The organism is Cellulomonas sp. IC4_254 (assembly GCF_011603975.1).
Lineage (GTDB): Bacteria > Actinomycetota > Actinomycetes > Actinomycetales > Cellulomonadaceae > Cellulomonas.
In genome coordinates, this window is the sequence record NZ_JAANNB010000118.1 from 1 (window position 1) to 12,483 (window position 12,483).

The window sequence follows — 12,483 nt, forward strand, 5'->3', positions numbered from 1 at the left end:
CGTCCGCGTCCGGGTGGCCGCCGCGCCCGCCCCGGTGCCCCGCGCGCTGGTCGCCGTCGCCGCGCTGCTGCTGGCCCTCGCGGCGGTGCTGCTGACCGGGGGCCGCGCGGACGCGCACAACGCGCTGCTCGGCACGGACCCGGCGGACGGGTCGACCGTGGACGCGCCGCCGGCGAGCATCACGCTGACCTTCGACCAGCCCGCGCAGTCGCTCGGCACCGAGATCGTCGTGCTCGGCCCGGACGGCAGCACGGTGAGCACCGGCGCCGCCGCGCTCGTGGACAACACGGTGTCGCAGCCGCTCGCGACCGACCTGCCCGCGGGCGCGTACTCCGTCGAGTGGCGCGTGACCTCCGCCGACGGCCACCCGCTGTCCGGCACGCTCGCGTTCACCGCGACGTCGGGCACCGCGGCCGCGACCCCGGCCGCGCCCGCGACGATCGAGCCGACGTCCGAGCCGACGACGGCGACGCCGGAGGAGCCGTCGAACGAGGCCACGGTCTCCGCGACCCTCGCCCCGCAGCAGGAGCTCGCCGAGGACGAGGACGCCGGCCTGGCCGCGGGCGTGATCGCGGCGATCGCCGTCGCGGCGCTCGCCGCCGTCGCGGTCGCCGTGTTCGTCGTGCGCGAGCGCCGCCGGTCGCACCCGGCCGCCGACGGCACCGACGGCACCGACGGCACCGACGGCACCGACGGCACCGCGGGTCCGCAGGGCACCGACGGCCCGTCCGGCACCACCGGCGGGGACGGCCGGGCGGAGGGCTGATGGCCCCCGGCGTCGCCGCACCGGCCGGACCGCGACCGGCCCGCAGCCCCCGCACCGCGGACGGACCGGCGCGCTCGGCGGACTGGCTGCGGATCGCCGCGCTCGCCGTCGCGGCCGTGGCCGCGGTCGTCGCCGGGATCGCCTTCACCGGCGCCGCGGCGCCCACGGCCCTGCGCGACCCCGGCGCCCTGGTGCGCTGGGGCCTGCCGATCGCGTCGACCGGCGCCGAGCTCGCCGCGTCCGCGACCCTCGGTGGCCTCGTGCTGCTCGCGACCGTCCTGGTGCGGCGCGACGAGGCGGTGGTGCGCGCGGCCTCCGGGATCACCGCCGTCGCGGCGGCGGTGTGGACGCTCACCGCGGTCGTCGAGCTCGTGCTCACCTACGCGAACGTCGCGGGCCTGTCGCCGACCGACCCCGCGTTCGGCGGGGAGCTCGGCCAGTTCGTCACCCAGTTCGAGCTCGGCCGGGTGCTGCTGTTCGTCGCCGTGGCCGCGGCCGTCGTGACCGCGCTCGCGCTGATGACGACGTCGCCGGTCGGGACGGCGTGGGTCGCCGGCCTGGTGCTGGTCGCGCTGTGGCAGTCGGCGCAGACCGGCCACGCCGCGGGGGCCGCGAGCCACGACCTCGCCACGTCGTCGATGTTCCTGCACCTCGTCGGCGCCGCGCTGTGGATCGGCACGCTGCTCGCGCTGTCGCCGCTGGCGCACCGCCTCGGCGCGGACCTGGCGCCCGCGGTCGCCCGGTTCTCGGTCATCGCCGCCTGGTGCTTCGCCGCGGTCGCGGTGTCCGGCACGGTGAACTCGATCATCCGGCTGGGCTCCTGGGACGACTGGACCACCCGGTACGGGGTGCTGCTGCTGGTGAAGATCGCCCTGTTCGGCGTGCTCGGGCTGCTCGGCCTGGCGCACCGGCGGCGGGTCGTCGGCCGGCTCGCCGGGGACGACCGCGCGGTCGGCTGGCTGTTCTGGCGGCTGGTCCTTGTCGAGCTCACCGTGATGGGCGCCGTCTCCGGCGTCGCGGTCGCGCTGGGCTCCTCTCCGCCCCCGGTGCCGGACGACCCGATCACCGACCCGACGCCGGCCGAGATCGTCACCGGGCACCTGCTGCCGCCCGAGCCCACGACGCTGTCCTGGATCACGCAGTGGCGGTGGGACGTGCTGCTCGCGTCCGCCGCGGTCGCCGGGATCGTCGTCTACCTGCGCTGGGTGCTCCGGCTCCGCCGCCGCGGCGACACCTGGTCCTGGGCGCGCACCGCGTCCTGGGTGACCGGCATGGTGCTGTTCTTCTGGACCACGTCCGGCGGCCCGGCCATGTACGGGCACGTGCTGTTCAGCGCCCACATGGTCGAGCACATGATCCTGGCCATGGTCATCCCGGTGCTGCTGGCGCTGTCCGCGCCGGTGACGCTCGCGCTGCGGGCGCTGCCGTCCCGCGCCACCCGGGCGGGCGCCGGCCGCGGTGCCGGCCGCGGTGCCCCCGACGCGTCGCGCGGCCCGCGGGAGTGGCTGCTCGGCCTGGTGCACAGCCGCCTGGGCCGGTTCTTCGCCAACCCGGTCGTGGCCGCGGTGAACTTCGCCGGCTCGATGGTCGTCTTCTACTACACCGACGTGTTCCGGTGGGCGCTGACCTCCGAGGTCGGCCACTACGCGATGGTCGTGCACTTCTCGCTGGCCGGGTACCTGTTCGTCAACGCCCTGGTGGGCATCGACCCGGGCCCGAACCGGCCGCCGTACCCCCAGCGGCTGCTGCTGCTGTTCGCCACGATGGCGTTCCACGCGTTCTTCGGCGTCGCCCTCACCACCGGTGACGTGCTGCTGGTGCCCGACTGGTTCGGCCTGCTCGGCCGGGAGTGGGGCCCGTCGGCGATCGTGGACCAGCAGCGCGGCGGCGGCGTCGCGTGGGGCATCGGCGAGCTGCCGACCCTCGCGCTCGCGGTGGGCGTCGCCCTCGCGTGGTCGCGGGACGACGAGCGGACCGCCAGGCGCCGGGACCGGAAGGTCGCCCGGGACGGGGACACCGAGATGGACGAGTACAACGCGATGCTCGCCCGGCTGGCCCAGCGGGACGTGCCGGGCACGGTCGAGCCCCGGGCGCCCCGCGAGCCGTGATAGGACGGCGGGGTGACCGACGCCGCTGAGCCCACGCCCACGCCCCCGACCCCGTTCCACGACCTCGACGCCTACGTCGCCCTGCCCCGGATGTCCGGGCTGGCGCTGTCCCCGGACGGCACCCGGCTCGTCACGGCGGTGTCGACGCTCGACGCCAAGCGCACCCGCTACGTCACCGCGCTGTGGGAGGTGGACCCGGAGGGCCTGCGCCCCGCGCGCCGGCTGACCCGGTCCGCGAAGGGCGAGTCCGCCGCCCGGTTCGCGTCCACCGGCGACCTGCTGTTCACCTCCGCGCGCCCGGACGCCGACGCCGAGGCCCCCGACGACGAGCCGCCCGCCGCGCTGTGGCTGCTGCCGGCCGACGGTGCCGAGGCCCGGGTGGTCGCGTCCCGGAAGGCCGGCATCGGCGGTGTCGTCGTCGCCGCGGACGCCCCCGTGGCGGTCGTCTCCTCCGACGTGCTCCCGAGCGCGACCGACGACGCCGAGGACGAGCGGCTCATCGGCGCGCGCAAGGACGCGAAGGTCGCGGCGATCCTGCACTCGTCCTACCCGGTGCGGTACTGGGACCACGACCTCGGCCCCGCGCGGCCGCGGCTGTTCGCGGGCGACCTGACCACCGTCGCCGCCTCGCCGGAGGCCGGTGCGACCGCGCCCCGGCTCGCGCTGCGCGACCTCGCCCCCGACGCCGGTGCCGCCCTGCAGCACGAGGACGCCGTGCTGTCGCCCGACGGCCGCACGCTCGTGACGTCCTGGGCGAAGCCGGGCGCGCGGGGCACGCTCCGCCAGCAGCTCGTCGCGGTCGACGTCGCGACCGGCACCCGCCGGGTGCTCGTGGACGACCCGACGGCCGACCTGGCGAACCCGGTCGTGTCGCCGGACTCCCGCCGCGTGGCCTACCTCCGCGAGACCATCACCACCCCGACGGCCGCGCCGCAGGTGCAGCTCTGGGTCGCCGACCTGGACGCCGCCGACGCCGCCCCGCGCCGGGTGGCCGAGGGCTGGGACCGCTGGCCGCACGAGATCGCCTGGACCCGCGACGGCGCCGGCCTGCTGGTCGGCGCGGACCACCTGGGCCGCGGGCCGGTGTTCCACGTGGCGCTCGACTCCGGCGCCGTCACGCAGGTGACGGCCGACGACGCCGTGTTCAGCGACCTGCGCGTGAGCCCGGACGGCGCGACCCTCTACGCGCTGCGCGTGTCCTACGCGGCCCCGGCGCACCCGGTCCGGGTCGACCTCGCCGCGGCGCTCGCCTCCGGCACCCCGGTCGAGGCGGTCGCGCTGCCCGCACCCGCACCGCTGCCCGCGCTGCCCGGCACGCTCACCGAGGTGACGACCACGGCCGAGGACGGCGTCGAGGTCCGCGCCTGGCTCGTGCTGCCCGAGGGCGCGTCCGTCGCGTCGCCGGCGCCGCTGCTGCTCTGGATCCACGGCGGCCCGCTGAACTCCTGGAACGCGTGGTCCTGGCGGTGGAACCCGTGGATCATGGCGGCCCGCGGCTACGCCGTCCTGCTGCCGGACCCCGCGCTGTCCACCGGCTACGGCCAGGACTTCGTGCAGCGCGGCTGGGGCGCGTGGGGCGCCGCGCCGTACACCGACCTCATGGCGATCACCGACGCCACCGTCGCCCGCGCGGACGTCGACGAGAACCGCACCGCCGCGATGGGCGGCTCGTTCGGCGGCTACATGGCCAACTGGGTCGCCGGGCACACCGACCGGTTCCGGGCGATCGTCACGCACGCGAGCCTGTGGGCGCTCGACCAGTTCGGCCCGACCACGGACCACTCCTTCTACTGGGAGCGGGAGATGACGCCCGAGATGGCGCTCGCGAACTCCCCGCACCTCTCGGTGGAGAAGATCGTCACCCCGATGCTCGTCGTGCACGGCGACAAGGACTACCGGGTTCCGATCGGCGAGGGTCTGCGCCTCTGGTACGAGCTGCTGTCCCGGTCGGCGCTCGCCGCGGACGAGAACGGCGAGACGCCGCACCGGTTCCTCTACTTCCCGGACGAGAACCACTGGGTGCTCAGCCCGCAGCACGCCAAGGTCTGGTACCAGGTCGTCGACGCGTTCCTCGCGGAGCACGTGCTCGGCCTCGCCGGCGACGAGCTCCCGCCGCTGCCCGAGGTCCTGGGCTGACGACGGCGCCCGGTCCCCCGCACGGTGGGGGCCCGGGCGGCACATCACCCGTCCGGGCCGGCCGCTCGACGCGCGGAACTGCGGTTCCGCCGCCAGACTCGGTGCCGGAGCACCGGGCACCCCCGCCCGGGCCGGGAAGGAGTCCGACCATGGGCATCGGCGGCGGCATCGCCCTGATCGTCATCGGCGCGATCCTCGCGTTCGGCGTCAGCGACAACATCGCGAACGTGGACCTCACGGTCATCGGCTACATCTGCATGGGTGCGGGCGTGCTCGCGCTGATCCTCGCGCTCGTGCTCACGAACCAGCGGGCGAACACGTCGCACCGCGAGGTCGTCGAGCGCTACGACGGCCGCACCCCGCCCCCGGCGGCCTGACCCGCGGGGTCACCCCCCCTCGACCGGAGCGTCCTGCCCGACACGCACCCGCGTGTCCGGCAGGACGCTCCAGTCGTGTCCGCGCTCGCCCGCGGACACGGAATCGATCCGCCCGCGTCTCCTGTTTACTACGAGCGTGACCGAGACCAGCACCCGCCGTCTGCCCCGCGTCCGCGCGTCCGAGCTCGTCGGCCGCGGCTGGCTCAACACCGGCGGCCAGGACGTCGCGCTCGCGGACCTCCGCGGCAAGATCGTCCTCCTCGACTTCTGGACGTTCTGCTGCATCAACTGCCTGCACGTCCTCGACGAGCTCCGCGAGCTCGAGCAGCAGTACCGCGACGTGCTGGTGATCGTCGGCGTGCACTCGCCGAAGTTCGTGCACGAGGCCGACCCGGTGGCGCTCGCCGCGGCCGTCGAGCGGTACGAGGTGCACCACCCCGTGCTGGACGACCCGGAGCTGGTCACCTGGTCCGCGTACACCGCGCGCGCCTGGCCGACGCTGGTCGTCATCGACCCCGAGGGCTACATCGTCGCCCAGATGGCCGGGGAGGGGCACCAGAGCAACGTCGAGCGCCTGGTCCGGGACCTGGTCGCCGAGCACGACGCCAAGGGCACGCTGCACCGTGGCGCCGGCCCGTACGTCCCGCCGGAGCCCACCGCGGGCACGCTGCGGTTCCCCGCCAAGGCGGTCGCGCTGCCGGGCGGCACGCTGCTGGTCGCCGACGCCGGGCACCACTCGCTCGCGGAGCTCGCCGCGGACGGCGAGACGCTGGTCCGCCGGATCGGGTCGGGGGAGCGCGGCCTGGTCGACGGCGGCCCCGACGAGGCGCGGTTCAGCGAGCCGAACGGCCTGACGCTGCTGCCCGAGGACGTGGCGGCGGAGGCGGGCTACGACGTGCTGGTCGCCGACACCGTGAACCACGCGCTGCGCGGCGTGCGGCTGTCCGACGGCGCCGTGACCACGGTCGCCGGTACCGGCGCGCAGTACCTGGTCGGCGAGCCGACCGTGCCGTCCCCGCTGCCCGGTCGCACCGACCTGTGGCGCGCGGGCGCGGCTCGGGCCGCCACGTCGGTGCCGCTGTCCTCGCCGTGGGACGTGGTGTGGTCGCCGCAGACCGGCACCGCGCTCGTCGCGATGGCCGGCAACCACCAGCTCTGGGCGTTCGACCCGCGGGACGGCGTCGTCGAGCCCGTCGCCGGCACGATGAACGAGGGCCTGACCGACGGCGACCCGCGCGAGGCGTGGTTCGCGCAGACCTCCGGCACGGCGCTCGCCACCGACGGCCGGGTGTGGCTCGCGGACTCCGAGGTGTCGGCGCTGCGCTGGATCGACCCGGGCACCCCCGCGGTCGCCGAGGCGGCGGCGCCGGTCGTCGGCGACGTCGTGGGGCTCGTGGGCGCGGGCGCCGCGCTCGCCGCCGCGCGCACCGCCCCCACCGGACCGGCGGACGCCTGGTCCGGCGCCGTCGTCGGCACCGCCGTGGGCGCGGGCCTGTTCGACTTCGGCCACCGGGACGGCGCGGCCGACCAGGCGCTGCTGCAGCACCCGCTCGGCGTGGCCGTGCTGCCCGACGGGTCGGTCGTCGTGGCCGACACCTACAACGGCGCGATCCGCCGCTGGGCCCCGTCGGCCGGCGGCGACGGCCCCGGCGAGGTCAGCACGCTCGCGACCGGCCTGGCCGAGCCGAGCGGCGTCGTCGTGCAGGCGGACGCCGAGGCGGGCGGCGTGACGCTGCTCGTCGTCGAGTCGGCCGCGCACCGCCTCACCCGGATCGCGCTGCCGGCGACCCTCGCCGGCGAGGTGCTGGACGCGGGCGCGCACCGCACGCAGCGCCCGGTCACCGACATCGCCCCCGGCGAGCTCGCCCTCGACGTCGTGTTCACCCCCGCCGCGGGGCAGAAGTACGACGACCGGTTCGGGCCGTCGACGATGCTCCGGGTGTCCGCGACGCCGGCGGAGCTGCTGCTCGACGGCGCCGGCGACGACGTGCCGCTGACCCGGACGCTGCGGATCAACCCCGAGGTCGGCGAGGGCGTCCTGCACATCACCGCCCGCGCCGCGAGCTGCGACGCGGACCCGGCGATCGAGTTCCCGGCGTGCCACCTGAACTCGCAGGACTGGGGCGTCCCGGTCCGCGTGGTCCCGGGCGCGCCGGCGGACCTCTCCCTCCCGCTGCACGGCTGACGCCGAGCGCGCGCAGGGCGTCAGGACGCGCCCAGGACCGCCAGCGAGAGCAGGGTCTGCAGCGTCGTCGTGACGGTGCGGTCGTCCGGGAGCGTCGACTCGACGGTCACGGACCACGGCGCGCGCCGGAGCTCGACCTGGCGGACGCCGGAGACGTGCAGCGACCCCGTGCCGCCGCGGGCGACCACGACCGGGTCGCCGCCGTCGTGGCGCTGCACCGACCAGCCCGAGCCGCCCATCGCCTCGGTGGCGGCCGCGGCGAGCGCGCACAGCCGGGAGAGCGGGGCCGGCCCGGTGGCGGACAGCGCCGTGACCGTGGCGGCGACGGTGCGGCCGAGCACCGCTCCCGGGTCGTCCGCGCGGTACTGGCGGGCGCGGGCCGCGGCGTGGCTGCGCTTGGCGTGGTACTGCGCGGCGTCGGCGCGGCGGAACAGCGACCGCGGCGTGGGCGCCGCGCCGAGCGAGCCGCGCGCGGAGGACGCGATGCCGTAGGACAGCGAGGCCCCGAACGGCAGCGCGCTGTCGCCGACGGTCGCGTCCATCACCTGCACGACCGTGGTGCGCGGGATCCCGGAGGTGACGACGCAGAACTCGTCGCCGCCGATCCGCGCGACCGTCGACCCGGGCAGCCCGCCGCCGGCGCGGCGCAGCACGCCCGCGACGCTCCGGAGCAGCTCGTCGCCGGCGTCGTGGCCGAGCTCGTCGTTGACCCGCTTGAGGCCGTCGACGTCGCACATCACGATGCAGGTCTCGTCGCCCGAGTCGATCGCCCGCTGCGCGGCCTCGTCGGCGACCCGCCGGGTGCTGAGGCCGGTCAGGGCGTCGTCGGACACGAGGTGGCGCACCTGCTCCGCGAGGTCGAGTCGGGCGACCTGCGCCCCCAGCAGGGCGCCGAGCACCTCGCCGCGGGCGGCGTCGTCCGGGGTGAAGACCGGTGCGCGCTCGTCCCGGACGGCGCACAGGACGCCCCAGAGGTCGCCGTTGACGACCACGGGCGCGACGAGCGCGGGCCGGGGGCGCGCGGGGTCCTCGCCGGGTGCGGACAGCCAGGTCTCCCGGCGGCGGACCAGCGCCCGCACGGCGTCGCCGTCCCGCAGCGCCTCCTCGGCGGCGGGCAGCTCGTCGGTGGGCTCGGCCGCGAGGACGTGCCAGTCGTCCTGCTCGAGCCGGGCGACCGCGGCCACCTCGACGTCGAGCAGGTCGCGCGCGGCGACGACGGCCGCGTCGTGCACCTCGGCGAGGGCGGTGGCGCCGCCGAGACGGTGCGCGAGCAGCGCGAAGTGCCGGGCGTCGTCCCCGTCTCCGCGGGGCGCGCTCGTCCGGGCCGGCGGCGGGGCGTCGGTCACCGGCACATCATCGCGTGTCCGGCTCCCGGCCACACGCGGGGCGCACCGGGGTCCTCCGAGCGGGTGAACGGCCCCGTCAGGCGGGCACGGGCTCCCGCTCCAGGGCGCCGGTCGCGGCGCGCTCGCCGGCGCCGACGGCGCGGAGCACGAACAGCACCGTCGACTCGACGGCGCGCTCGCGGGCGGGCTGGTCGTCGGGGAGGGTGCGGCTGCTGAGGCAGGCGTTCACGAGCGACACCGTCGTGCCCAGGTCCTGCTCGGGGAAGGCGCCCGACTCGATGCCGGCGGACAGCACCCGGCGCAGCATGGCCTCGACGAGCACGACGTGCTCGCGGACGCGCTGCTGCGTGCTGCGGGACAGCACCGACCGCAGGTCCGGGCCCGGGGCGAGGTGGTAGTCGCGCTTGAGCTCGCACTGGGCGCGGACGTACGCGCGCAGCTGCTCGGTCGGGTCGTCGACGCCGGCGAGCTCGGCCTCCAGGGCGGCCACGTACTGCTCGGTCTCGTGCATGATGAAGCCGACGAGCATCGACTCCTTGTCGGCGAAGTGGTTGTACACCGCCGTGCGACCGACGCCGGCCGCCTGCGCGATGTCCGCGAGGGTGATCGAGTCGAACCCGCGCTCGGCCATCAGCCGGGACAGCGCGCCGAACAGGCGCAGCCGTGTCTGCTCCCGGTGCTCGTGCAGCGAGCCGCCGATGATCTTGGGCATGCTGACATCCTCGCACGACCTGTCAGCATCGGGCGCTCGTCGCTGTGTCGGAGGCGTGCAGGTGTCGCGCGGGGACGGCGCGGGACGGGCGGGCGCGTCCGGTCAGGCCGCCCGGTGCACCTCGGCGAGCGCCGCGAACAGCGCGCGGTTGTGCCGGAACGCGGCCCGCGCCTCGTCGACCACCGCGGCGCGCTGCGCGTCCGTCAGGTCCAGCGCGTCGACGCGCGCCCGGTACAGGTCTTTGAACGGCTTGGGCTTGGGGATCGCGGGGAAGGCGTAGAAGCCGACGCCCTCGTCCGCGACCGCGTAGTGCCGCTGCACCATCCGGCCGATGACCTGCCCGCCCGACAGGTCGCCGAGGTACCGGGTGTACGCGTGGGCGACGTAGGGGCCGACCTCGGCGCCGCCCGCGCGGATCGCGGCCGCGTAGGCCGCCGTCGCGGGCAGCGGCACGGCCCGGTCGCGCCAGCCGGGGCCGGCGAGGTGCGCGAGGTCGGCCTCGATCGCCGGGACCCGGCGGAGCTCGTCGAACACCACGCCGGCGCCGGCGGGCGTGCGCCGCACCTGCTCGCCGACCTCCTCCAGGGCCACGTAGACGGCGTGCAGCTGCAGCGCCAGGTCGACGTAGGCGTCGGTGGTCAGCCGGCCGGACAGCAGCTCCTCGACGAACGACGAGCCCTCCGCGGCCTCGTGCTCCGGGCGGGTGCCCTCGCGGAGCAGCGTCGAGAGCGGCGTGGGCTCGGACGCGGAGGCCGGGCCGTCGGCGCGCGGACCGGCGGCAGGCAGGTCGTGCGTGGTGGTCATGGAGGCTCCCGGGGGACGCGCGGCGTGGCGTCGAGATGACGTCGCGTCAGAACGTACCGCACGAGGTAAGGCTTGCCTACCCTCCGTTCATCCGACCACGGCCGGGCGGGGCCCGCGGGCCGCCACGCCGGCGGGATACCGTGCGTGACGTGACTGCCGCGACGCCCCCCGGACCCGACGCCGAGCCTGCCGACGCCTACCGTCCCGCCGACCCGGACGCCAAGGACTGGACCTGGGTGATCGCCGAGCGCTGCCCGGAGTGCGGGTTCGCCGGGACCGACGTGTCCGGGCCCGACATCGCGGGCACGGTGCACGACCTCGTCCCGCGCTGGCGCGCCGCGCTCAACCGCCTCGACGTCCGCGACCGCCCGGAGCCGGGGGTGTGGTCGACGCTCGAGTACGGCGCCCACGTGCGGGACGTGCACCGCGTGTTCGCCGAGCGGCTGCACCTGATGCTGACCGAGGACGAGCCGCTGTTCCCCAACTGGGACCAGGACGCGACCGCCGCCGCCGACCGGTACGACCTCCAGGACCCGGGCCGCGTCGCGGACGAGCTCGCCGACGCCGCCGCCGCCCTCGCCGCCGGCTTCGCCGCCGTGCGCCCGGACCAGTGGGACCGCGCGGGCCGCCGGTCGAACGGGTCGTCGTTCACCGTGACGACCCTCGGGCAGTACTTCCTGCACGACGTGGTGCACCACCTGCACGACGTCCGGGCCTGACCGCCCGCGGACGCGGCGAGGCCCCTCGGACGCTTACTCCGAGGGGCCTCGATCCGTGGACGACGCTACGGCCGCCCGGTCCGTCCGCGGTGCAGGCGCGCCGGACCCACCCGGGGTCGTCGGGGACCCACCGTCATCCACAGATTCTGTGCACAACCCTGTGAACGCCGCATGATCCTGCAGGTGGCGCTGTGGACAACATGTGCACCGCGCGGTGGACACGAATTGGCCGGCCCAGGCCCTTGCGGGCGTCCTCACGGCGGGTCTAGAACTCTTCCAACGACCTCGACGGACGCACCGTCACCGCAGGGAGACCCGCCTCGGCGGGTGCCCGGCGGGGCGGAGCCGGCTGGGTCGGGACCGGAGGGAGAACGACGGACCACCTCGACGGGGAGACCCGCCGAGCTGCGGATGACGACGCAGCGGCCCGTAGGACCCCGAAGGTCGGATCGTCGCCGTCCCGCCCGCGGCAGGTGCCCCCCGAGGTCTCCGCCGGGTGCCGGGACGGAGCCGCACCGTCAGAGCGGCCGCCGGTCCCCGATGCGTCGGGGGCGCAGGGACGACGATCGGGGAGGGCCCCTCGGACGCTTACTCCGAGGGGCCCTTCTCCGTCTCCGGGCACGGTTACCCACAGGGTGGTCGGGGTTGTCCACACCCCCACGTCGCCCGAACGGCCGCTCCGACCACTCGAGAGGGCGATATGTCCGGTTCTGTCCACAGAACTTGTCCCCACCTTGTGCACGGACCCGTGGATCAGGCGGGGCACGGGCGGTCTGCCTGTGGACGCGGTGTGCACGCGTGGTGGACGGCCGGGGACTCGCAGGTGGCCGCCGGTGGTCGGCCTGGGGACGACGGCGGTCAGGACAGCAGGCGCAGCTTCCCCACGAGCCGGTCGACCCGGTTCCGGGGCCCGACGACGCTCAGCGCCAGGTAGTCGTGGGCGTCCGCGGGGCGCTCGGCCATCGCGGCCAGGTACTCCGTGTACACGCGGATCTGCTGGGCGATCGCCGGCATGTCGGCCACGTGCACGCCCGGCGCCGCCGCGGCCTTCGCCCGCAGCGCCGCCAGGGTCGCCCGAGGCGCGCCGAGCACGGTGCACCCGGTCCAGGGCAGGCCGGTGTGCGTGGTGCCGTCGGCGTCGGGCGCAGCGGGACCGAGCAGCCCGTGGACGCCCGTGACGGTCGCGGCGGTCACGCAGGCGACGGCGTTCGCGGCGCGGCCGGGCTCGAGGTCCTCGTCGACGACCACGACCCACTTGAGCCGCGCCGACCGGGTCGGCTCGTCCAGGCGGATCTCGTCCGGTTCGAAGCCGACGGCTGGCGCAGGGGCG

10 protein-coding genes are annotated in these 12,483 nt (G+C 76.2%); 6 read left to right on the forward strand and 4 right to left on the reverse strand.

Annotation, left to right across the window (positions count from 1 at the left end; genetic code table 11):
* The 5 genes from G6556_RS12240 to G6556_RS12260 all read left to right on the forward strand — a co-directional run.
* Positions 1 to 766: copper resistance CopC family protein (locus G6556_RS12240; RefSeq protein WP_166941678.1), on the forward strand; the 766-nt coding region annotated here is incomplete at its 5' end.
* On the forward strand, positions 766 to 2,874 hold the full coding sequence (locus tag G6556_RS12245; protein WP_166941680.1) for a cytochrome c oxidase assembly protein: 2,109 nt from the start codon (positions 766 to 768) through the stop codon (positions 2,872 to 2,874). The genes G6556_RS12240 and G6556_RS12245, both read left to right, overlap by 1 nt.
* Positions 2,875 to 2,964: 90 nt before the next feature.
* Positions 2,965 to 5,010 (forward strand): prolyl oligopeptidase family serine peptidase, encoded by a 2,046-nt coding sequence (locus G6556_RS12250; RefSeq protein WP_166941692.1) that lies wholly within the window; start codon positions 2,965 to 2,967, stop codon positions 5,008 to 5,010.
* A 149-nt stretch (positions 5,011 to 5,159) separates the two neighbouring features.
* Positions 5,160 to 5,387, forward strand: coding sequence for a DUF6458 family protein (locus G6556_RS12255; protein ID WP_166941682.1), 228 nt, complete (start codon positions 5,160 to 5,162; stop codon positions 5,385 to 5,387).
* A 136-nt stretch (positions 5,388 to 5,523) separates the two neighbouring features.
* Positions 5,524 to 7,572: an NHL domain-containing thioredoxin family protein gene (locus G6556_RS12260; RefSeq protein ID WP_166941684.1), complete on the forward strand. Its 2,049-nt coding sequence runs from the start codon at positions 5,524 to 5,526 to the stop codon at positions 7,570 to 7,572.
* A 20-nt stretch (positions 7,573 to 7,592) separates the two neighbouring features.
* Here the strand turns inward: G6556_RS12260 and G6556_RS12265 are convergent, their stop codons facing one another.
* From G6556_RS12265 to G6556_RS12275, 3 genes are all read right to left on the reverse strand, one after another.
* Positions 7,593 to 8,918, reverse strand: a complete 1,326-nt coding sequence (locus tag G6556_RS12265) for a sensor domain-containing diguanylate cyclase (RefSeq protein ID WP_346774862.1) — start codon at positions 8,916 to 8,918, stop codon at positions 7,593 to 7,595.
* A gap of 76 nt (positions 8,919 to 8,994) precedes the next feature.
* The gene (locus tag G6556_RS12270; protein WP_166941686.1) at positions 8,995 to 9,630 is read right to left on the reverse strand and encodes a TetR/AcrR family transcriptional regulator; all 636 of its coding nucleotides are present in this window, start codon (positions 9,628 to 9,630) and stop codon (positions 8,995 to 8,997) included.
* A 102-nt stretch (positions 9,631 to 9,732) separates the two neighbouring features.
* Entirely contained in the window at positions 9,733 to 10,434 is a 702-nt protein-coding gene (locus G6556_RS12275; RefSeq protein WP_166941688.1) for a biliverdin-producing heme oxygenase, read from the reverse strand.
* A gap of 149 nt (positions 10,435 to 10,583) precedes the next feature.
* Between G6556_RS12275 and G6556_RS12280 the strand changes: the two genes are divergently transcribed.
* Positions 10,584 to 11,153 (forward strand): DinB family protein, encoded by a 570-nt coding sequence (locus G6556_RS12280; RefSeq protein WP_346774863.1) that lies wholly within the window; start codon positions 10,584 to 10,586, stop codon positions 11,151 to 11,153.
* A gap of 858 nt (positions 11,154 to 12,011) precedes the next feature.
* On the opposite strand, the gene G6556_RS12285 is transcribed toward G6556_RS12280, so the two are convergent.
* Positions 12,012 to 12,483: DUF2000 domain-containing protein (locus G6556_RS12285; RefSeq protein ID WP_240934445.1), on the reverse strand; the 472-nt coding region annotated here is incomplete at its 5' end.

Bases quoted from the DNA above. Each gene is read 5' to 3' on its own strand.
- G6556_RS12255 (WP_166941682.1), top strand. From the start codon at position 5,160: ATGGGCATCGGCGGCGGCATCGCCCTGATCGTCATCGGCGCGATCCTC.
- G6556_RS12245 (WP_166941680.1), top strand. From the start codon at position 766: ATGGCCCCCGGCGTCGCCGCACCGGCCGGACCGCGACCGGCCCGCAGC.
- G6556_RS12250 (WP_166941692.1), top strand. From the start codon at position 2,965: ATGTCCGGGCTGGCGCTGTCCCCGGACGGCACCCGGCTCGTCACGGCG.
- G6556_RS12270 (WP_166941686.1), bottom strand. From the start codon at position 9,630: ATGCCCAAGATCATCGGCGGCTCGCTGCACGAGCACCGGGAGCAGACA.
- G6556_RS12275 (WP_166941688.1), bottom strand. From the start codon at position 10,434: ATGACCACCACGCACGACCTGCCTGCCGCCGGTCCGCGCGCCGACGGC.